This window comes from Streptomyces sp. NRRL F-5630 (assembly GCF_000719475.1).
Taxonomy (GTDB): domain Bacteria; phylum Actinomycetota; class Actinomycetes; order Streptomycetales; family Streptomycetaceae; genus Streptomyces.
Genome location: NZ_JOGO01000003.1, coordinates 257,996 through 278,901, shown reverse-complemented (window position 1 = coordinate 278,901; position 20,906 = coordinate 257,996). Strand labels below are relative to the sequence as shown.

At 74.8% G+C, this 20,906-nt stretch carries 13 protein-coding genes and 1 pseudogene; 7 read left to right on the top strand and 7 right to left on the bottom strand.

Going from position 1 to position 20,906, the window contains the following annotated elements; translation table 11 throughout:
• Positions 1-201 precede the first annotated feature (201 nt).
• From IF99_RS0102560 to IF99_RS0102540, 5 genes are all read right to left on the bottom strand, one after another.
• Positions 202-1,839 carry a DEAD/DEAH box helicase gene (locus tag IF99_RS0102560; RefSeq protein WP_030994635.1) on the bottom strand — a complete coding sequence of 546 codons (1,638 nt, stop codon included), beginning with the start codon at positions 1,837-1,839 and terminating at the stop codon, positions 202-204.
• A gap of 143 nt (positions 1,840-1,982) precedes the next feature.
• On the bottom strand, positions 1,983-2,189 hold the full coding sequence (locus tag IF99_RS0102555) for a cold-shock protein (protein ID WP_008748518.1): 207 nt from the start codon (positions 2,187-2,189) through the stop codon (positions 1,983-1,985).
• Positions 2,190-2,588: 399 nt separating this feature from the next.
• On the bottom strand, positions 2,589-4,052 hold the full coding sequence (locus tag IF99_RS0102550; protein WP_030994634.1) for a glutamate synthase subunit beta: 1,464 nt from the start codon (positions 4,050-4,052) through the stop codon (positions 2,589-2,591).
• A complete protein-coding gene (gene gltB / locus IF99_RS0102545; protein WP_030994633.1) occupies positions 4,045-8,607 on the bottom strand; it encodes a glutamate synthase large subunit in 4,563 nt (1,520 codons plus the stop codon). Before gltB ends, IF99_RS0102550 begins: the two co-directional genes overlap by 8 nt.
• 554 nt (positions 8,608-9,161) lie before the next feature.
• Positions 9,162-9,938 carry a VIT1/CCC1 transporter family protein gene (locus IF99_RS0102540; RefSeq protein WP_030994632.1) on the bottom strand — a complete coding sequence of 259 codons (777 nt, stop codon included), beginning with the start codon at positions 9,936-9,938 and terminating at the stop codon, positions 9,162-9,164.
• 506 nt (positions 9,939-10,444) lie between these two features.
• Between IF99_RS0102540 and IF99_RS0102535 the strand changes: the two genes are divergently transcribed.
• The 7 genes from IF99_RS0102535 to IF99_RS0102505 all read left to right on the top strand — a co-directional run bounded on the left by IF99_RS0102535 (position 10,445) and on the right by IF99_RS0102505 (position 18,706).
• Positions 10,445-11,584, top strand: coding sequence for an ADP-ribosylglycohydrolase family protein (locus IF99_RS0102535; RefSeq protein ID WP_078654957.1), 1,140 nt, complete (start codon positions 10,445-10,447; stop codon positions 11,582-11,584).
• Positions 11,581-12,903 (top strand): ADP-ribosylglycohydrolase family protein, encoded by a 1,323-nt coding sequence (locus IF99_RS0102530; RefSeq protein WP_078654956.1) that lies wholly within the window; start codon positions 11,581-11,583, stop codon positions 12,901-12,903. Before IF99_RS0102535 ends, IF99_RS0102530 begins: the two co-directional genes overlap by 4 nt.
• Positions 12,900-14,099, top strand: a complete 1,200-nt coding sequence (locus IF99_RS0102525; RefSeq protein ID WP_030994629.1) for an ADP-ribosylglycohydrolase family protein — start codon at positions 12,900-12,902, stop codon at positions 14,097-14,099. Before IF99_RS0102530 ends, IF99_RS0102525 begins: the two co-directional genes overlap by 4 nt.
• Entirely contained in the window at positions 14,096-15,634 is a 1,539-nt protein-coding gene (locus IF99_RS0102520) for an ADP-ribosylglycohydrolase family protein (RefSeq protein WP_030994628.1), read from the top strand. The genes IF99_RS0102525 and IF99_RS0102520 overlap by 4 nt, the downstream gene beginning before the upstream one ends.
• Complete coding sequence (gene rbsK / locus IF99_RS0102515) at positions 15,631-16,530, top strand: ribokinase (RefSeq protein WP_030994627.1); 900 nt, start codon at positions 15,631-15,633, stop codon at positions 16,528-16,530. The genes IF99_RS0102520 and rbsK overlap by 4 nt, the downstream gene beginning before the upstream one ends.
• A 92-nt stretch (positions 16,531-16,622) precedes the next feature.
• Positions 16,623-17,849: a CaiB/BaiF CoA transferase family protein gene (locus IF99_RS0102510; protein WP_030994626.1), complete on the top strand. Its 1,227-nt coding sequence runs from the start codon at positions 16,623-16,625 to the stop codon at positions 17,847-17,849.
• Positions 17,846-18,706 carry an HpcH/HpaI aldolase/citrate lyase family protein gene (locus IF99_RS0102505; protein ID WP_107048919.1) on the top strand — a complete coding sequence of 287 codons (861 nt, stop codon included), beginning with the start codon at positions 17,846-17,848 and terminating at the stop codon, positions 18,704-18,706. Before IF99_RS0102510 ends, IF99_RS0102505 begins: the two co-directional genes overlap by 4 nt.
• Positions 18,707-19,078: 372 nt before the next feature.
• Here IF99_RS0102505 and lgt read toward each other — a convergent pair.
• Positions 19,079-19,877, bottom strand: a pseudogene (gene lgt, locus IF99_RS0102500) (prolipoprotein diacylglyceryl transferase); the annotation flags it as partial.
• 152 nt (positions 19,878-20,029) lie between these two features.
• The gene (locus IF99_RS0102495; RefSeq protein WP_030994623.1) at positions 20,030-20,812 is read right to left on the bottom strand and encodes a DsbA family protein; all 783 of its coding nucleotides are present in this window, start codon (positions 20,810-20,812) and stop codon (positions 20,030-20,032) included.
• Positions 20,813-20,906: the final 94 nt, after the last annotated feature.

The following is a 20,906-nucleotide window of genomic DNA, read 5'->3' as shown; positions in this document are numbered from 1 at the left end:
CACGGCGCCGAAGGGGCTCCTCCGGGTGGGCTCGGGAACGCCGAAAGTGGCCCGAGACTCCGCAGACACCCTCCGAGTGATCCCGGACCGGCGACGGCGCGACTCAGGTGTCCCGGAGCGCCGCAGGGAACGCCAAGGGGGTTGCCGAAACGCCGCAGGGGCGCCCCGGGAGGATCCCGGAGCGCCCCTGCGAGGGCTTGTTCAGCTTGCCTGCGAGCGCGGTCCGCGCCCCCGGCCGCGTCGGCTCGCGCCGCCGCCACCGCCGCTGCCGCCGCGGCGCCTGCCGGAGCCGGTGCGGGTGCCGCCGCCGGTGCCGCCGCGCGGGGCGGGCGGGGTGGCGCTGACGGGCGGGGCGAGGGTCACGGGCACGCCCGAGGGTTCGCGGGCGCCGGTGACGCGGGCGAGTTCGGGGTCGCTCGCGGTGACGTTCGCGGTCTGCGGGCGGATGCCGGCGGCCGTGAAGAGGCGCTGCGTGTCGCGCTTCTGCTCGGGCAGGACGAGCGTGACGACGCTCCCGGACTCGCCGGCGCGGGCGGTGCGCCCGCCGCGGTGCAGGTAGTCCTTGTGGTCGACGGGCGGATCGACGTTGACGACGAGGTCGAGCGCGTCGATGTGGATGCCGCGCGCGGCGACGTTGGTCGCGACGAGCGCGGTGACCTGCCCGTTCTTGAACTGGTCGAGGGTGCGGGTGCGCTGGGGCTGGCTGCGTCCGCCGTGCAGGGCCGCGGCGGGGACGCCGTCGGCGAGGAGGCGCTTGGCGAGGCGGTCGGCGCCGTGCTTGGTGTCGACGAACATGATGAGGCGGCCCTGGCGGGCGGCGATGTGGTGCGTGACGGCGCGCTTGACGGTCGCGTCGGCGACGTACAGGAGGTGGTGCTCCATCGTCGTGACGGCGCCCGCCGAGGGGTCCACGGAGTGGACGACCGGGTCGTCGAGGAACTCGCGGACGAGGCGGTCGACGTTGGCGTCGAGCGTCGCCGAGAACAGCATCGTCTGGCCCTCGGGCTCGACCTGGTTGAGCAGGCGCGTGACCTGGGGCAGGAAGCCCATGTCGGCCATCTGGTCGGCCTCGTCGAGGACGGTGGTACGCACGTCCTGGAGGGTGCAGTCGCCGCGGTCGATGAGGTCCTTGAGGCGGCCGGGGGTCGCGACGAGGAGTTCCGCGCCGCGCCGCAGCGCGTTCGCCTGCTTGGTGAGCGAGAGCCCGCCGACGACGGTCGTCAGGCGCAGGTTCACCGAGGTGGCGTAGGGGGTGAGGGCGTCGGTGACCTGCTGGGCGAGTTCGCGCGTGGGCACGAGGACGAGGCCGAGCGGGGCACGCGGCTGGGAGCGGCGGCCGGCCGTGCGGGCGAGGAGCGCGAGGCCGAAGGCGAGGGTCTTGCCGGAGCCGGTGCGGCCCCGGCCGAGGATGTCGCGGCCCGCGAGGGAGTTCGGGAGGGTCGCGGCCTGGATCGGGAACGGCGTCGTGACGCCCTGCGCGGCGAGGGTCTTCAGGAGCGCCTCGGGCATGTCGAGGTCCTCGAAGGCCGCGACGGGCGGGAGCGCGGGGGTACGGGGCTCGGGCGCGGCGAAGTCGCGGGGACCGCCGGCCGGCTTGGCGCCGCCTCGCGAGCCGCTGCCCCGGGTGCCTGCGCCGGAGGCGGGGCCGCGGCGGCGGGGCTGGGGGGCGCGGGCGCTGTCGCCGCGGGCGGTACGGGTCTCTCCGCGGCCGGTGCGGGGCGCTTCGCCGCGGGGGGCGCGGGGGGCCTCGGTGCGGGCGGTGGCGTTCGCGCCCCGGCGGCGGGCGGGTCGGCGCGAATCGCGGGCGGGGCGGCCTGCGGGGTCCTGGGGGGTGGTCATACGGGTGCCTTCCTCTGGGGGCGGCGGGCGGGTGGGTGACGCCCGTGCGCGGAAGGCGTCGGCACGGAAACGGGGCCCGCACCTGCTGGTGCGGACCCCGCTCACGCGGCGTTCTCGGCCCCCGAGGGGGCCGCGCGCAAAAATCAGCCCTTGGGCGTGATGTTCTCCGCCTGCAGGCCCTTCTGGCCCTGCGTGACGTCGAACTCGACCTTCTGGCCCTCGATGAGCTCACGGAAGCCCGAGGACGCGATGTTCGAGTAGTGGGCGAAGACGTCGGGGCCGCCGCCATCCTGCTCGATGAAGCCGAAGCCCTTTTCGCTGTTGAACCACTTCACGGTACCGGTGGCCATATCAATCTCCTGAGAGGTCGAGAGATGAGAGCGGTACGTACCCTGTGCACGCACCGTGTCGCACCATGAGCCCCACCCGGAGAACCGGGACCAAACAAACGATGCGCCCGACGAAGCATTCCGTCAGGCGCACATAAGAAAGTTCTATGGGTACCAAAACTGCAACATCACAAGCCTAACACGCACAGCCCGCCTCGTGGGTGAGCCAGGCCACTCGGGCGTGTCGCGGCGCAGGTCAGGCGTGCGCCACGGGCGTGGTACGCGCCGGTGCGGGGCCCGGGGGCGGGGGCCCGGGACGCGCAGCGGCGCCCGCCGTCCGGTCGGGGACGGGGCGGGCGCCGCGCTCGGTTCCGTACGCCTTTGTACGGGACGGTGAGGGCCCCTTGCCGGGGCGGCCTCTCAGACCGCGAGGGAGCGGTCCGTGGGGCGGATCGGGGCGGGCAGCGAGCTGGCCCCGGTCAGGAAGCGGTCCACGCCGCGCGCCGCGGAGCGGCCCTCGGCGATGGCCCAGACGATGAGGGACTGGCCGCGTCCGGCGTCGCCCGCGACGAAGACGCCGGGGACGTTGGTCTCGAAGTGCTCGTCGCGGGCGATGTTGCCGCGCGCGTCGAGGTCGAGGCCGAACTGCTCGACGAGGCCGTTGGACTGGTCGGTGCCGGTGAAGCCCATGGCGAGGGTGACCAGTTCGGCGGGGATCTTCCGCTCGGTGCCCGGCTTCTGGGTGAGCTTGCCGTCGACGAACTCGACCTCGGCGAGGTGCAGGAAGCGCACGTTGCCGTCCTCGTCGCCCTCGAAGTGGGTGGTGCCGGCGGAGTAGATCCGCTCGCCGCCCTCCTCGTGCGCGGAGGTGACCTTGTAGAGCATCGGGAAGGTCGGCCAGGGCTGCGCGTCCGGGTTCCGCTCGGCGCCCGGTCGCGGCATGATCTCCAGCTGCGTGACCGAGGCCGCGCCCTGGCGGTGCGCGGTGCCGACGCAGTCGGCGCCGGTGTCGCCGCCGCCGATGACGACGACGTGCTTGCCCCGCGCCGAGATCGGCGAGGTGACGTAGTCGCCTTCCTGCACCTTGTTGGACAGGGGCAGGTACTCCATCGCGAAGTGGATGCCCTTGAGGTCGCGTCCGGGGACGGGCAGGTCGCGCGAGACGGTGGCGCCCGCGGCGATGACGACGGCGTCGTAGCGGCGGCGCAGCTTCGCCGCGTCGAGGTCGCGGCCGACCTCGACACCGGTGCGGAACTTGGTGCCCTCCGCGCGCATCTGCTCGATGCGGCGGTTGATGTGCCGCTTCTCCATCTTGAACTCGGGGATGCCGTAGCGCAGGAGCCCGCCGATGCGGTCGGCGCGCTCGTAGACGGCGACGGTGTGCCCGGCGCGGGTGAGCTGCTGGGCCGCGGCGAGACCGGCGGGGCCCGAGCCGATGACGGCGACGGTCTTGCCGGAGAGGCGCTCGGGGACGCTCGGGGCGACGTCGCCGGTGTCCCACGCCTTGTCGATGATCGAGACCTCGACGTTCTTGATCGTCACCGGCTGCTGGTTGATGCCGAGGACGCACGCCGACTCGCACGGGGCGGGGCAGAGCCGCCCGGTGAACTCGGGGAAGTTGTTCGTCGCGTGGAGGCGCTCGGCCGCGGCGGACCAGTCCTCGCGGTAGGCGTAGTCGTTCCACTCGGGGATGAGATTGCCGAGCGGGCAGCCCTGGTGGCAGAACGGGATGCCGCAGTCCATGCAGCGGCTGGCCTGCGTCGAGATGATCGGCAGCAGGGAGCCGGGGACGTAGACCTCGTTCCAGTCCTGGACGCGCTCGGCGACGGGACGGGTGCGGGCGACCTCGCGCCCGTGGGTGAGAAAGCCCTTGGGGTCAGCCATGGATCGCCGCCTCCATCATCTTGTCCTGGGTCTCGTTCTCCGAGAGCCCGGCCCGCTCGGCGGCGTCCTTGGCGGCGAGCACGGCCTGGTACGTACGGGGAATGATCTTGCTGAAGCGGTGGACGGCGCTGTCCCAGTCGGCGAGGAGCTTGGCGGCGACGGTGGAGCCGGTCTCCTCCTGGTGGCGGCGCACGGTCTCGTGCAGCCACGCGGTGTCGGTGTCGTCGAGCGTGTCGGCGACGGAGGCGAGGGACTCGGCGTTGACGTTGTCCCGGTCGAGGTCGATGACGTACGCGATGCCGCCGGACATGCCGGCCGCGAAGTTGCGTCCGGTCGCGCCGAGGACGAGGGCGCGGCCCCCGGTCATGTACTCGCAGCCGTGGTCGCCGACGCCTTCGGAGACGACGGTGGCGCCGGAGTTGCGGACGCAGAAGCGCTCGCCGGTGCGGCCGCGCAGGAAGAGCTCCCCGCCGGTCGCGCCGTAGGCGATCGTGTTGCCCGCGATCGTGGAGTACTCGGCGAGGTGGTCGGCGCCCCGGTCGGGGCGGACGACGACGCGGCCGCCGGAGAGGCCCTTGCCGACGTAGTCGTTGGCGTCGCCCTCCAGGCGCAGCGTGACGCCGCGCGGGAGGAAGGCGCCGAAGGACTGGCCGGCGGAGCCGGTGAAGGTGATGTCGATCGTGTCGTCCGGCAGGCCGGCGCCGCCGAAGCGGCGGGTGACCTCGTGGCCGAGCATGGTGCCGACGGTGCGGTTGATGTTGCGGATCGCGAGCCGCCCGCGGACCGGCGGGGCCGCTTCGGGCGAGTCGGCGGCGAGGGCGTCGGCGGCGAGCTTGATCAGCTCGTTGTCGAGCGCCTTGGCGAGGCCGTGGTCCTGCGCGGTGACCTGGCGGCGGGCCGTGCCCTCGGGCAGTTCGGGGACGTGGAAGAGCGGGGCGAGGTCGAGGCCCTGCGCCTTCCAGTGGTCCACCGCGCGGCTCGTGTCGAGGTACTCGGCGTGGCCGATGGCCTCGTCCAGGCTGCGGAAGCCCAGCTCGGCGAGGAGTTCGCGGACCTCTTCGGCGATGAACTCGAAGAAGTTCACGACGAACTCGGGCTTGCCGGCGAAGCGCTCGCGCAGGACGGGGTTCTGCGTGGCGATGCCGACGGGGCAGGTGTCGAGGTGGCAGACGCGCATCATGACGCAGCCGGAGACGACGAGCGGGGCGGTCGCGAAGCCGTACTCCTCGGCGCCGAGGAGCGCGGCGATGACGACGTCGCGGCCCGTCTTGAGCTGGCCGTCGGTCTGCACCACGATGCGGTCGCGGAGCCCGTTGAGGAGCAGGGTCTGCTGGGTCTCGGCGAGGCCCAGCTCCCAGGGGCCGCCCGCGTGCTTGAGCGAGGTGAGCGGGGACGCTCCCGTACCGCCGTCGTGGCCGGAGACGAGGACGACGTCCGCGTGGGCCTTGGAGACACCGGCGGCGACGGTGCCGACGCCGACCTCGGAGACCAGCTTGACGTGGATGCGCGCCTTGGGGTTGGCGTTCTTCAGGTCGTGGATGAGCTGGGCGAGGTCCTCGATGGAGTAGATGTCGTGGTGCGGGGGCGGCGAGATGAGGCCGACGCCGGGCGTGGAGTGCCGGGTGGTGGCGACCCACGGGTAGACCTTGTGGCCCGGGAGCTGGCCGCCCTCGCCGGGCTTGGCACCCTGGGCCATCTTGATCTGGATGTCGTCGGCGTTGACGAGGTACTCGCTCGTGACGCCGAAGCGCCCCGAGGCGACCTGCTTGATCGCGGAGCGGCGCGCGGGGTCGTGGAGCCGGTCGGCGTCCTCGCCACCCTCCCCCGTGTTCGACTTGCCGCCGAGCTGGTTCATCGCGACGGCGAGGTTCTCGTGCGCTTCCTTGGAGATGGAGCCGTACGACATGGCGCCGGTGGAGAAGCGCTTGACGATCTCGGAGACGGGCTCGACCTCGTCGAGCGGGACCGGGGGGCGCCCGGTGGCGAAGTGGAAGAGGCCGCGCAGCGTCATGAGCCGCTCGGACTGCTCGTTCACGCGCTCCGTGTACTTCTGGAAGATGTCGTAGCGGCGGCTGCGGGTGGCGTGCTGGAGGCGGAAGACCGTCTCGGGGTCGAAGAGGTGCGGTTCGCCCTCGCGGCGCCACTGGTACTCGCCGCCGATCTCCAGGGCGCGGTGCGCGGAGGCGATGCCGGTGGGCGGGTACGCCTTGGCGTGGCGGGCGGCGACCTCCTCGGCGACGACGTCGATGCCGATGCCGCCGATCTTGGACGCGGTGCCGGAGAAGTAGGTGTCGACGAAGTCGGCGGCGAGGCCGACGGCTTCGAAGACCTGCGCGCCGCGGTAGGAGGCGACGGTCGAGATGCCCATCTTCGACATGACCTTCAACACGCCCTTGCCGAGCGCCTTGATGAGGTTGCGGATGCCCTGTTCGACCTCGGTGTCGGGGAGGAAGGTCCCGGCGCGCACGAGGTCCTCGACGGACTCCATGGCGAGGTACGGGTTGACGGCGGCGGCTCCGTAGCCGATGAGGAGCGCGACGTGGTGGACCTCGCGGACGTCCCCGGCCTCGACGAGCAGGCCGACCTGGGAGCGCTGCTTGGTCTTGATGAGGTGGTGGTGCACGGCGGCGGTGAGCAGCAGCGAGGGGATGGGGGCGTGCTCGGCGTCGGAGTGCCGGTCGGAGAGCACGATGAGGCGCGCTCCCGCCTCGATCGCCGCGTCGGTCTCGGCGCGGATCTCCTCGATGCGGGCGGCGAGCGCCTCGCCGCCGCCGGAGACGCGGTAGAGGCCGGAGAGCGTGACCGCCTTCATGCCGGGCAGGTCGCCGTCGGCGTTGATGTGGATGAGCTTGGCCAGCTCGTCGTTGTCGATGACGGGGAAGGGCAGGGTCACGCCGCGGCAGGAGGCCGCGGTGGGCTCCAGGAGGTTGCCCTGGGGGCCGAGCACGGAGCGCAGCGAGGTGACCAGTTCCTCGCGGATCGCGTCGAGCGGAGGGTTGGTGACCTGGGCGAAGAGCTGCGTGAAGTAGTCGAAGAGGAGCCGGGGCCGGGCGGAGAGCGCGGCGATCGGCGAGTCCGTGCCCATGGAGCCGATCGGCTCGGCGCCGGCCTGGGCCATGGGGGCGATGAGGACGCGCAGCTCTTCCTCGGTGTAGCCGAAGGTCTGCTGGCGGCGGGTGACGGAGGCGTGCGTGTGCACGACGTGCTCGCGCTCGGGCAGGTCGGGCAGCTCGATCTCGCCGGCCTCGACCCACTCCTCGTAGGGGTGCTCGGCGGCGAGGGCCGCCTTTACCTCGTCGTCCTCGATGATGCGGTGCTCGGCGGTGTCGACGAGGAACATGCGGCCCGGCTGGAGGCGGCCCTTGCGGACGACCTTGGCGGGGTCGATGTCGAGGACGCCGACCTCGGAGCCGAGCACGACGAGACCGTCGTCGGTGACCCAGTAGCGCCCGGGGCGCAGGCCGTTGCGGTCGAGGACGGCGCCGATCTGGACGCCGTCGGTGAAGGCGACGGCGGCGGGGCCGTCCCAGGGCTCCATGAGCGCCGAGTGGTACTCGTAGAAGGCCCGGCGTGCCGGGTCCATCGAGGCGTGGTTCTCCCACGCCTCGGGGATCATCATGAGCACGCTGTGCGGGAGCGAGCGGCCGCCGAGGTGGAGGAGTTCGAGGACCTCGTCGAAGGACGCGGAGTCGGAGGCGTCGGGGGTGCAGATCGGGAAGATCCGCTCCAGGGACTCGCCGGGGAAGAGCGTGGAGGCGAGCTGCGACTCGCGGGCGCGCATCCAGTTGCGGTTGCCCTTGACGGTGTTGATCTCGCCGTTGTGCGCGATGAAGCGGTACGGGTGGGCGAGCGGCCAGCTCGGGAAGGTGTTCGTCGAGAAGCGCGAGTGGACGAGGGCGACGGCGCTCGCGAAGCGGCGGTCGGAGAGGTCGGGGAAGAAAGGTTCCAGCTGCCCCGTGGTGAGCATCCCCTTGTACACGATGGTGCGTGCGGAGAGCGAGGGGAAGTAGACGCCGAGTTCGCGTTCGGCGCGCTTGCGGAGCAGGAAGGCGCGGCGGTCGAGCGCGATGCCGGTGGCGGCTTCGCCGGTGGCGGGGTCGGTGCCCGCGTCGGCGACGAAGAGCTGCCGGAAGACGGGCATGGTGGCGCGGGCGGCGGCGCCGAGGAGCTGGGGGGCGACGGGGACCTCGCGCCAGCCGAGGACGGTGAGTCCTTCCTCGCGGGCGAGGATCGCGACCGCGTCGGCGACCTCGTCGGGCTCGTTGTCGGGGAGGAAGGCGATGCCGACGGCGTACGCGCCCGGGGCGGGCAGCTCGAAGCCGGCCACCTCGCGCAGGAAGGCGTCGGGGATCTGGGTGAGGAGGCCCGCGCCGTCGCCCGAGTCGGGTTCGGAGCCGGTCGCGCCGCGGTGCTCCAGGTTCTTGAGCACCGTGAGTCCCTGCTCGACGAGCGTGTGGCTCGCCTCGCCGGTGAGGGTCGCCACGAAGCCGACGCCGCAGGCGTCGTGCTCGTCGCGGGGGTCGTACAGGCCCTGGGCGGCAGGGCGGGCGTCCATGTGGGCCCAGGAGGTCGAGGTGACCGCGGAGCCCTTGGCCGCTGCCTGCGGGGACTGCGGGCGCGGAGTACGCATCGGCTCTCCCGTCGTCGTCGGTGGCATATGACATGTGCCGAGGGACGACGTTGGCCCTCTGCGAAATTTCGAGCAGGTTACATGATGGAAGCAATCCCGGAAACCGGATACTGCGTTCCACCATGCGGACAATCACCCGGCGGAACCCGCGGCTCGTGCGGGGTGGCGGCGGTCCGGTTCCGGTGCTGCCGGGGTCTGCCGAGACACGTACAGCGACCGGTCCATGGGCGTGGTCCGGCCGCCTGCGGCGGTCTGGCGGCGGCACCCGATCAGGGTGCTGGTCGAGCGGGGACGATCGGGGCTGGAAAAGCCCGGCGGAGCCGGGCGGGGGGCCTGCGAGGTGCGGGGGGTCGTGCCCGGCAGGCCGGGGAACGGGCGACGCTGCCCGTGGCGCGTACGGCTCATGCCCTGTCGTCGCGCGACTGAAACCGCCTGGTAACGACTGCTTATGCGAAGTTCTGTATAGGCGCTCAGTCATCTCATCCTAGAGCGGCCCCGAAGAGGTTGCCCAGGAGGTAGGTCACACCCGCCGCCGCGCCGCCCAGGACGAGCTGGCGCAGCCCCCCGTACCACCAGCTGCGCGCCGTCACGCGGGCCACGACCGCGCCGCAGCCGAAGAGCCCGAGGAGCGCGAGCGCCACGGCGGGCCACAGCGCCGTCGCGCCCAGGAGATAGGGGAGGACGGGGAGCAGCGCGCCGAGCGCGAAGGAGACGAAGGAGGACCCCGCGGCCACGAGCGGCGAGGGCAGGTCGTCGGGGTCGACGCCCAGTTCCTCGCGCGCGTGCACCTCCAGCGCCTGCTCGGGGTCGGCCGAGAGCTGGCGGGCCACCTCGGCGGCGAGACGCGGATCGACGCCGCGCGCCTCGTAGACGGCGGCCAGTTCCGCCAGCTCCTCCTCCGGGTTGCGCCGCAGCTCGCGCCGCTCGACCTCCAGCTCGGCGAGGACGAGTTCGCGCTGCGAGGCGACCGAGGTGTACTCCCCCGCCGCCATCGAGAACGCCCCCGCCGCGAGCCCGGCGAGCCCGGTCAGCACGACGGTGTGCGGTGCGACGGCCCCGCCGGCGACACCGCTCATGAGCGCGAGGTTCGAGACGAGCCCGTCCATGGCCCCGAACACGGCGGGCCGCAGCCAGCCCCCGTTGACGTCGCGGTGGTGGGGGTGCGGGGGCGTGTGCGGGACGGCGGCGGGCGCGGTGACACCGGGGGCGTCGGCGGGGTCGGGCGTCGGCGGGGTGGTGAGGTCGAGCGGCGTCATGGCCGGGGGTCCTTCGCGGGTCGGACGAGTGGAGCGGGACGCTCGAAAATACGCGCGGAAAACGGCCGCTGCCAGCAAGGAAGGCCGTACTTACCGGGGGCGGGCGGGGGCTCGCGGGGCCGCTCGCGCGGCGCCTCAGGGGGACCCGCCGTGGTCCGCGCGGGGCGCCTCGGGCAGCCGCTCCTGGGCGCCTCGCGCGGCAGCTCGCCCTCCCTCTCGCGCGACTGCTCGCCCGGCGCCTCACCCGGCGCCCGCATGGCACCTCACCCGGCGCCCGCACGGAGCCCTCGTACGGGTGATCCCGGCGCGTGAGGGGCGCACCGTGCCGCGCCGCGCGCCCGCCTCCTGCCGCCCCCTGCTCCCGCGACCGCCGAACGAGTGATTCCGCTCCCGCGCCCCTCCCCCTTCGCCTCGAACGTCGTCCGAACAGCGCGCCGCATGGCGCAGGATCAGCGGGCAGAGGGCGGAACGAGGGTCCCGCCGCAGGCCGCCCGAGGAGGTACCCGATGGCCACCACGGTGAGCACGGCACCGGCCGGGGTGGAGGCACGGGCGCGGGGCGCGCTCCTCGGGCTCGCGGTCGGGGACGCGCTCGGCGCGCCCGCCGAGAACCTCAAGCCGAGCGAGATCAGACGGCGCTGGGGGCGGATCACGGGGTACGTGGCGGAGCGGCCCGCCGGGACGGACGACACCGAGTACGCCCTGTTCTCGGGCCTGCTGCTCGTGAGGCACGGGGCCGGGCTCACCGTGGCGCACGCGGAGGCGGCCTGGCGCGAGTGGCTCACCGACATCGACGCGGGCGCCTTCCGCGGGGCCGGGTTCAGCGAGCGCGGCACGGTCGAGAACCTGCGGCGCGGGCTCGGTGCCCCGGCGAGCGCGCAGCACCGGCACCCGTGGAGCGACGGCCTCGCGATGCGCGCCGCGCCCTTCGGGGTGTACGCGGCGGGCGACCCGGCCGAGGCGGCGCGGCTCGTCGCCGTGGACGGCGCGGTCAGCCACGAGGGCGAGGGCATCCACGGCGGGCAGGCCGTCGCCGCCGCGGTCGCCGTGGCGATGACGGGGGCGGGTCCCGGCGAGGTGACGGAGGCGGCGCTCGCCTCCGTACCGGCCGATTCGTGGACGTACCGGTCCCTGAGCCGTGCGCTCGTGGCGGCGCGCGAGGGGGAACGGGCGCTGCGGGCCGCCGTCGTGGTGCGCGCCTACCCGTGGACGGACCTCGCGCCGGAGGCGGTGGGACTCGCGCTCGGCGCATACGCGCTCGCGGGCGGCGCGTTCCGCACGGCAGTGCTCGCCGCGGTGAACATGGGGCGCGACGCGGACACGACCGCCGCGATCGCCGGGGCGCTCGCGGGCGCGGCGGGCGGGGTCGGGGCGATCCCCCCGGAGTGGGCGCGCCGCATCGGTCCCGCGCGCGGCTCCTGCCTCCCCGCGATGGCGGGCCGTCACGTCCTCGACCTGGCCGACCAGCTCGTCACGGCCCGGCGGACGGCGGACGACAGCGCCTCCCCCGCGCACGCCGCGGGCGAGGCCGCCACGGCCCCGCCGACGGCGGCCGTGCCCGGCCGTCCCGTCCCGGGCCCCGCCGCCGCGCCCCCGGCCGGAGGACCTCCCCTCCCGTTCCCTCCCTCCTCCGGAGCCACCCCATGAGCGCCCCCGCAGAGTCCGCGACCGTTCCCCTCGCGCCCGCCCGCCCGCACCCCGTCGTCGATCCCGGCTCGCCCGCCGCCCGCGTGCTGCTCGGGATCGCCGCCGGGGACGCGGCGGGGTGGCCCGCGGGGCGGCACCGGGCGCACGGGATGCCCGCCTGGACGCGGCGGCTCGCACGCGAACTCGACCTCTTCGCCGAGCAGGGCGGCGTGACCACGCTCCCGGTGCCCGTCGCGCTCAACCAAGCCCCCGGACCGCTGCGGCTCGGGCCCTCGGACGACGCGGAATGGGCGGCGCTGACGGCATACGCGCTGCTCGACGCCGTGACGCCCGGCGAGAGCGGGGTACGCGAGGCGCTCGACCGGCACTGGGCGGCGCTCGCGGCCCAGCTCACCGCCCCGCCCGCCGAACGGGCGGGCGGCGCGCCCGCCGAGCCGCCGCCCGCCTTCCGCGCCCGGATCTCGGTGCGGACCTCGCTCGCGAACCTCGCCGCCGGGCTCGCGCCCCCGGCCTGCGGGCACGACAACCCGCACTACTTCGACGACGCGGCGTGCGTGCGCGCCGCCGTCCTCGCGACGCTGCGCCCCGGGGAGCCGCGCGCGGCCGCCGCGCTCGCCGAGTACGACGCGCGCTACACGCAGGACGGGGACGGGGTGCTCGGCGCGCGGGCCGTCGCCGCGGCGGTCGCGGCGGGACTCGGCGGCGCGGACGCGGAGGGCGCGGTCGGCGCCGCGCTCGCCGAACTGCCCGAGGACACGGCGATCGGGAGGGCCACGCGCGAGGCGGTCGCGCACGCGCGCCGGGCCGTCGGTGACGGCGAGGGCACGGGCGGGAGCCACGGCGGGGACGGGCCCGGCCCCGACCCGGGCACCGCCGCCTTCGCGCTCGTCCCGGTCCTGGAACACGAGATCGTGGACCACGTCTACAGCTACGGCGTCGCCGCCGCCGAGACCGTGCCCGTCGCGCTGGCGCTGGCGCTCGCCGCGCGCGGCCGTGCCGAGGCCGCGCTGCCCGCCGCCGCGTGCCTCGCCCGCGTCGCCGACTCGGCGCCCGCGCTGACCGGCGCGCTCACCGGGGCGCTCGGCGCCGTGGTGCCCGCGCCGTGGCGCGCGGCCTGCCGGTGGCTCAGCGGCTGCGCGGTGCCCCGGCTCGCGGGCACCGACCTCCTCGCGCTCGCCGCACGCCTCGACGCCCTCGTCCCCCTGCGGGACCCGCCACGGGAACCCGCGCGGGGCACCCTCCGCGAGCCCGCGCGCCTCCCTCTCCACGAGAAGACCACCGCACCACCCACGGACGCGGGAAAGGACACCGCCTCATGACCGCAGTCTCACCGCTCCCCCCTGCCCGAGACGTCCCGGCGACGGGCCCGGGACTCGCCGACCGCGTGCTCGGCGCGCTGCTCGGCGCCGCCGTGGGCGACGCGCTCGGCGGGCCCGTGGAGGGATACAGCCCGGAGCAGATCGTGGCGCGGCACGGCGGCAGGGTGACGGGCATCGTCGGTCCGTGGGCGGGTGAGGAGTGGCGCACGGCGCGCCCCTTGGCCCCGTACCACAAGGGCGACGGGCACGTCACCGACGACACCCTCATGACGCACGCGCTGATCCGCGTCTACGGCACCGTCCGCGACCACCTGGACGCGCACGCGATCGCCGCCCATCTCGTGCCCGAACTCACCGAGAACCCGCGGTGGATTCCCGAGCTGGAGGCCGAGGCGCTGCCGCTGCACCGCGTCTTCCTCGCCGAGAAGTGGCTCGTGACGCGGCTGCACTACGCGCACGCCGACCCGCGCGAGGCGGGCGTCGGGAACGTCGTGAACTGCGGCGCGGCGATGTACATGGCCCCGGTCGGGCTCGTCAACGCCGGTGACCCGGAGGGGGCTTACGCGGAGGCCGCCGAGATCGCGGGCGCGCACCAGTCCTCGTACGGGCGGGAGGCGGCCGCGGTCTTCGCGGCGGCCGTCGCCGCGGCGTGCCGGCCGGGGGCCTCTCCCGGGGACGTCGTGGAGGCGTGTCTGCGGCTCGCGAAGGACGGCACGCGCGCGGCGATCGAGGCGGTCTGCGAGGTCGCCGTCCGCTACGGCGAACCCGAGGCGGCGCAGGCCGCGTTGCGCGCGGCGATCGCGCCGTACGACACGGTCGGCGAGGAGTACCGGGCACCCTCGCTCGGCGCCCGGCGGCCCTCGCGGCTGCACGCGATCGAGGAACTGCCCATCGCGCTCGGCATGTTGCTCGTGTGCGCGGGGCGGGGCAGGGACACCATCCTCGGCGCGGTGAACTACGGCAGGGACTGCGACTCGATCGCGACGATGGCCGGGGCACTCGCGGGAGCGCTCGGCGGCGCGGCGGTGATCCCGGCGGAGTGGGCGGAGGAGGTGAGCCGCGCGAGCCGCCTCGACGTGCGCGGCGCGGCGGCCGCCCTCACCGAGGTGGCGCGGGAGGTCCACGGCAGGGACGTGGCGCGGCGGCGCGCGCACGAGGCGGCGTTCGCGGCCCTGGAAGCGGGGGATCGCGCGTGAGCGGTACGGGCGCGGGGCTGCGCCTCACGTGGGTGCAGCCGGAGGACCTGATCGGGCACGAGGTGCGGCAGGCGGGCGAGGAGGGGCGCGAGGTCGCGGGGATCGCGGCGCGCTGGTTCGCGGCGGGCGGCCTGGCGGCACCCGTGCGGGCGGGGGCGTCCCCGGCCCCCGTACCGCCTGCGCTGCGCGCGCTCGCCGAGGAGTTGCTGGCCCGGATCGCGGAGGTTCCCGAGGCGGCGGACGGCGCTGAGCCGACGGAGTTCGGCGAGATCGTCGCGGCGTGCCCCGAGTGGCCCGGCGTGCGCGCGTACGACGGCGATCCGGTGGCCCTGGAGCGGCGGCTCGAAGCCGCCTGGCGCGGGCGCGCGGCCGGGTGCGTGCTGGGCAAGCCGGTCGAGAAGCTTCCCCTCGACGGCATCAGGGCGCTCGCGCGGGCGGCGGGGAACTGGCCGCTGCGCACGTGGTTCACGGCGCGCGGCGTCCCGGCGGACGTGCTCGCCGCGTACCCGTGGAACCGGCGCAGCGCGGGCAGTTGCCTCGCCGAGAACCTCGCGGGGACGCCCGAGGACGACGACCTCGACCACCCCGTGCTGACCGTCGAGCTGCTGCTGCGGCACGGGCGGGGCTTCACGACGGCCGATCTCGCGGCGCTGTGGCTGGAGCAGTTGCCCGCCGGAAAGGTCTTCACGGCCGAGCGGGTCGCGTACGCGAACCTCCTGCGCGGCATCGAACCGCCGGAGACCGCCCGGCACCGCAACCCCTTCCGCGAGTGGATCGGGGCCCTGATCAGGGCCGACGTGCACGGCTGGACGCACCCGGGCGACCCGGCGGGCGCGGCGGAGCAGGCGTGGCGGGACGCGGTGCTGAGCCACACGCGCAACGGGGTGTACGGGGCGATGTTCGCGGCGGCCGTGCTCGCGGAGGCGACCGCGCACGGCGGGGACGTGCACCACTGCCTCGCGACGGGCCTGCGCGTCGTGCCGCGGGGGTCCCGCCTCGCGCGCGCCGTCCGCGAGGCGGTCGCCCTCGCCCGTACGCACGAGGACTTCGCCACCGTCGTCGACGCGCTGCACGCCGCGCACCGGGGCACGCACTGGGTGCACGTCGTCCCCAACGCGGCGCTCCTGGCCGCCGCGCTCACGCACGCGGCGCTCGCGGTCGAGGCGGGCGCGGAGGAGGACTTCTTCACCGCCGCGGTGACCCGTGCCGTCTCCGGCGGCTGGGACACGGATTCGAACGGAGCGACGGCCGGGTCCGTCGCAGGAGTGCTCCACGGGGTCCCCGGGGTGTGGACGGCTCCGCTGGGGAACCGATTGAGGACAGCGGTCAAGGGGAGCTGGAACGATCCCGGCGAGACCGGCGCGGACTACGGCACGCTCGCCCGGCTCACCACGGAACTCGCCCTCGCCCCCGGGTCCGCCCACGACCAGCCCGCCCGCCGCCCCACCGCCCGGGAGCGCGTCCTCGTCCGGGACGAGTCCGCCCCGGACGGCGAGGCGCCGCCCCCGACCGCCACCAGGAGCCCCACTCCATGAGCCACATCGTGGTCCTCGGCAGCACGAACATGGACCTCGTCGCCCACGTCGCCCGCGCCCCCGAACGCGGCGAGACCGTCACCGGGCACAGTTTCCGCACCCATCCCGGCGGCAAGGGCGCCAACCAGGCCATCGCCGCCGCGCGCGCGGGCGGGAGCGTCGCGATGATCGGCGCCGTCGGCGAGGACGCCTTCGGCACCCGGCTGCGGCAGGAACTCGCCGACGCCGGGGTGGACACCGAACTGCTCCGCCTCGTCCCCGGCCCGAGCGGCACCGCGCACATCGTCGTGGACGACGAAGGGGGCAATGCGATCGTCGTCGTCCCCGGAGCCAACGGGAGCCTCACGGGGCTCGCGCCCGGCGACGAGCACCTCATCGCCGCGGCCGACACGCTGCTCCTGCAACTGGAGATCCCGCTCGGCGCGGTCCTCGCCGGCGCCGAGGCCGCGCGCCGCCACGGCGTGCGCACGGTCCTCACGCCCGCGCCCGCGCAGACCCTGCCCCCCGGGCTGCTCGCCGCGACCGACCTCCTCGTCCCCAACGAGCACGAGGCCGCCGCCCTGACCGGCATCCGCGACCCGGCCGAGGCCGCGCGCGTCCTGCTCGACCGCGTGCCCGAGGTAGTCGTGACGCTCGGCGCGCGCGGCTGCCTGTACGCCGCGCGAGGCGCGGAACAACTCGTCGTCCCGGCGCCCGAGGTGGACCCGGTGGACACGACGGCGGCGGGAGACACCTTCGTCGGCGCCCTCGCGGTCGCGCTCGGCGAGGGGCGGGCGATGCCCGACGCGCTCGCGTGGGCGGGCACGGCGGCGGCGCTCTCGGTGCAGCGCGCGGGCGCGGCGCCCTCGATGCCGCACCGGTCCGAGATCGACGCGAGCGCGGGGGTGGTGGCGTGACGCGGGAACCCTGCGAGGGTGGGCGGGAGCCCGACGGGAACGAGCGGGAGCCGGATGGGAGCAGGTGGGGGTCCGGCGCCTCAGGCCCGGCCCTGAGCCCGTACGAGCCCGACACGCCCGAGGCCCCCGAGGAGCCGGGCCCCCTGCACGGCATTCGCGTGCTCGATCTCGCGACGCTCTTCGCCGGGCCGCTCGCCGCGACGATGCTCGCCGACTTCGGCGCCGACGTCGTCAAGATCGAGCACCCCACGCGTCCCGATCCCTCACGGGGGCACGGGCCGGGCAAGGACGGCGTGGGGCTGTGGTGGAAGCTGCTCGGGCGCGGGAAGCGGAACGCGACGGCGAACCTGTCGCGGCCCGAGGGCCGTGAGGTGCTGCTGCGGCTCGTCGCGGACGCGGATGTCGTGATCGAGAACTTCCGCCCGGGGACGCTGGAGCGCTGGGGGCTGGGCTGGGCGGAGCTGAGCGAGGTGAACCCGCGGCTCGTCCTCGCCCGTGTGACGGGTTTCGGGCAGTTCGGCCCGTACGCGAAGCGCCCCGGCTTCGGGACGCTCGCGGAGGCGATGAGCGGATTCGCCGCGATCACCGGGGAGCCGGACGGTCCCCCCGTGCTGCCGCCGTTCGGGCTCGCCGACTCGATCGCGGCCCTCGCGACGGCGTACGCGGTCATGACGGCGCTCGCGGGGCGGGAGCGGACGGGGCGCGGGCAGGTCGTCGACCTGGCGATCATCGAGCCGATCCTCACCGTGCTCGGCCCGCAGCCCCTCTGGTACGACCAGCTCGGCTACGTCCAGCCGCGCACCGGCAACCGCTCCGCGAACAACGCGCCGCGCAACACGTACCGCACGGCGGACGGCCGCTGGGTCGCGGTCTCGACCTCGGCGCAGTCGGTCGCCGAGCGGGTCATGCGGCTCGTGGGGCGCCCCGAGCTGATCGACGAGGCGTGGTTCGCGAGCGGCGCGGGGCGCGCGGCGCACGCGGACGTGCTCGACGAGGCGGTGGGCTCCTGGATCGCGGCGCGCGAGCGCAAGGAGGTCGTGGACGCCTTCGAGGAGGCGGATGCGGCGATCGCGCCCGTGCAGGACATCGCCGACATCATGGCCGATCCGCAGTACGCGGCGCTCGGCTCGCTGCCCGCGTTCGACGATCCCGAGCTGGGACGCCTGCGGATGCAGAACGTGCTCTTCCGGCTCTCGGAGACGCCGGGGCACATCCGCTGGACGGGCAGGCCGCACGGCGCGGACACGGACGCGGTGCTCGGTGAGGCGGGCTTCGGCGCCGGGGACATCGCGCGGCTGCGGGCGGCGGGGGCGGTATGACGGGCGAGGAGAGGGAGAACGATCTGTCCGGCACTCCGCTGACCTGGCTGTACGTGCCGGGCGACCGTCCCGCGCGGGTCCAGAAGGCACTCTCGGCGGGTGCCGACGTGGTGCTCGTGGACCTGGAGGACGCGGTGGCGCCCGACGGCAAGGAGTACGCGCGGTCCGCCGTCGTCGAACTCCTCTCGTCCCCGGTCCCGGTCCCCGTGCACGTACGCGTCAACCATCTGGACGGTCCCTGGGGCGCGCACGACGTGGCGGCGCTCGTCGGGCTGCCGCACCTGTCGGGCCTGCGGCTGCCCAAGTCGCGGGGCGCGGAGGACGTGCGGCGCGCGGCGGTGGCCTGCGGCGGAGCGCCGGTCCCCGAGCTGTACCCGGTCCTGGAGTGCCCGCTCGGCGTCGAGCGGGCCTTCGAGGTCGCGACGGCGCACCCGGCGGTGCGGGGCGTGGCGCTCGGTGAGGCGGACCTGCGGGCGGCGCTCGGGGTGCGCGGGGACGCGGGGCTCGACCACGCGCGGGGGCGTGTCGTCCTGGCGGCGGGCGCGGCGGGGCTCGCGCCACCGCCGCAGTCGGTGTACCCGGACGTGCGGGACGAGGAGGGTCTCGCGGCCTCGTGCCGCCACGGCAGGGACGTCGGCTTCTTCGGGCGCGCCGCGATCCATCCCCGTCAGCTCGCGGTCATCGAGCACGCGTGGCGCCCCGGCGCGGCGGAGGTCGCCGCGGCGGACGAGGTGCTGAGCGCGGCGGCACGGGACGGCGGCGCGTTCGCGCTCCCGGACGGCCGCTTCGTGGACGCCGCGCTCGTCGCGGTCGCCCGCCGCACGAAGGCGCTCGCCGAGCGGCTCGGGGTGGGGTGAGGGGCGGGGCGGCGGCCCGGACACGGAGCGGGGGCGGACACGGAGCAGGGCGGGACGGAGGTGATCCGTCCCACCCTGCCGGGTGCCGTGGGCGTGGGCCCGTGAATCGTGGGCCCGTGAGTCGTGAGGCCCGTGGGCCGCAGGCTCAGCTCTTCTTCAGGGAGGCGGTGGAGCCGGAGGACTCGGCGTCCTCGACGACGGGGTCGCCCGGTGCCCCGGTCCTGTCCCCGGTCTTGTCCCCCGCCTTGTCCTCGGTCGTGTCCGCCTCGGCGGCCCCGGCCTCGGCGTCCTTCGCGTCCGCGTCCTCGGGCGTCCGCGTGTCCTCGGCGTCGCGCGGTTCCGGGGTCTCCCCGTCGCCGCCGTTGTCGTGGATGACCTCGCGGCCCGGACGGAGCCGGGCGGAGAGCACGAAGTAGGCGACGGCGCCGATGAAGACGACGATCGCCGTCCACACGTTGAGCCGGACCCCGAAGATGTGGTGCGCGGTGTCGACCCGCATGTACTCGATCCAGCCGCGGCCCGCGCAGTACGCGGCGACGTAGAGCGCGAAGGCGCGCCCGTGGCCGAGCCGGAAGCGGCGGTCGGCCCAGATCACGAGGAAGCCCACGCCGACGCACCACAGGAACTCGTAGAGGAACGTCGGGTGGTACGTGCCGGGGATGCGGCCACCGCTGTCGCTGGTGATCTTCACCGCCCAGGGCAGGTCGGTCGGCTTGCCGTACAGCTCCTGGTTGAACCAGTTGCCCCAGCGACCGATCGCCTGCGCGAAGGCGATGCCGGGGGCGACCGTGTCGGCCCAGGCCGGGAGCGGGATGCCGCGCCTGCGGCAGCCGATCCAGGCGCCGAGGGCGCCGAAGGCGATCGCGCCCCAGATGCCGAGGCCGCCCTCCCAGATCTTGAAGGCGTTGACCCAGTCCCTGCCCTCGGTGAAGTACAGCTCGTAGTCGGTGATGACGTGGTACAGCCGTCCGCCGACGAGCCCGAAGGGCACGGCCCAGACGGCGATGTCCGCCACCGTGCCCGCCCGGCCGCCGCGCGCGATCCAGCGCCGGTTGCCGATGAGCACGGCGACGAAGACGCCGATGATGATGCAGAACGCGTATCCGCGCAGCGGGATGGAGCCGAGGTACAGCACTCCGCGCGACGGGCTGGGAATGTAGGCAAGGTCCATGACGACTCAACGCTATCGCGTGGCGAGCGGGGGGCGGGGCGCGGTGTTGGCAACGTCTCCGTAACACCGTCCCTCGCCGGGCGGCCCCGGCGGCCTCCGGCCGGGTCCGCGTGTGCCGGAAGGGCGCGGTTGCCCGGCCGCCGGGCCGCGGTTCAGCTCTTCCCGGCCTTCTCCTCCACGAGTTCCTTCAGGCGGTCCGGAGTGAAGGCCGGCTTCGGGTCCTTGAAGACGTCTTTGCCGTCGAGGATCACCGTGGGGGTGCCGCGGAAGTCGCCCTGCTGGAACTTCTCGTGGGACTTGGTGACCCAGGCGCGGTGGGTGTTCCCCTTGACGCACTCGCGGAAGGCGGGGGTGTCGAGGCCCTTGACCTTCTCGGCGAGGGCGAGGAGCTTGTCCGGCTCGGCGTAGGGGTCGGTCGTCTCGGCGGGCTGGTTGGCGTAGAGGACATCGTGGTACGCCGGGAAGCGGCCCTCGTCCTGGGCGCAGAGCGCCGCGTTGGCGGCGGTCGCCGAGCCGCTGCCGCCCATGTTGCCGTCGATGAGGGTGGTGAGGTGGTACTCGACGCGGAGCTTCCCCGAGGCGGTCAGCTCGTGGATCGTGGACCGGAAGCCGTTCTCGAACTGGGCGCAGGCCGGGCAGCGGAAGTCCTCCCAGATGGTGAGGACGGAGGGGGCCGACTTCTCGCCGAGCGGGATGGCGAGCCCGTCCTCGCCCGTCGCGCCCTTGGGGGCCACGACGGGTCCCGCGGAGTCCGTGCTGCCCTTCTTGCCCAGCGTGACGGCGGCGCCGACGCCCCCCACCACGGCGAGCACCCCGAGCACGGCGGCTCCCATCACGAGGCTCTTGCGCCGCTTCTCGCGGGCCTCCTCGCGACGGCGGTCGGCCGCGATGCGGTCCCGCGCGGACAGCTTTCCCTGACGATTCTTCTCGCTCACACTCCCGCCAACGAACCGGAGGGGCACGCGTGCCTGCCCCCTCACTTCTTCACGCGGACGAGTGAAACGGAGTGCACTGGGTTGCCGGGAACCG

Coding starts and splice junctions, on each gene's coding strand:
- IF99_RS0102560 (WP_030994635.1), bottom strand. CDS start 1,839: ATGACCACCCCCCAGGACCCCGCAGGCCGCCCCGCCCGCGATTCGCGC.
- IF99_RS0102555 (WP_008748518.1), bottom strand. CDS start 2,189: ATGGCCACCGGTACCGTGAAGTGGTTCAACAGCGAAAAGGGCTTCGGC.
- IF99_RS0102550 (WP_030994634.1), bottom strand. CDS start 4,052: ATGGCTGACCCCAAGGGCTTTCTCACCCACGGGCGCGAGGTCGCCCGC.
- gltB (WP_030994633.1), bottom strand. CDS start 8,607: ATGGACGCCCGCCCTGCCGCCCAGGGCCTGTACGACCCCCGCGACGAG.
- IF99_RS0102540 (WP_030994632.1), bottom strand. CDS start 9,938: ATGACGCCGCTCGACCTCACCACCCCGCCGACGCCCGACCCCGCCGAC.
- IF99_RS0102535 (WP_078654957.1), top strand. CDS start 10,445: ATGGCCACCACGGTGAGCACGGCACCGGCCGGGGTGGAGGCACGGGCG.
- IF99_RS0102530 (WP_078654956.1), top strand. CDS start 11,581: ATGAGCGCCCCCGCAGAGTCCGCGACCGTTCCCCTCGCGCCCGCCCGC.
- IF99_RS0102525 (WP_030994629.1), top strand. CDS start 12,900: ATGACCGCAGTCTCACCGCTCCCCCCTGCCCGAGACGTCCCGGCGACG.
- rbsK (WP_030994627.1), top strand. CDS start 15,631: ATGAGCCACATCGTGGTCCTCGGCAGCACGAACATGGACCTCGTCGCC.
- IF99_RS0102505 (WP_107048919.1), top strand. CDS start 17,846: ATGACGGGCGAGGAGAGGGAGAACGATCTGTCCGGCACTCCGCTGACC.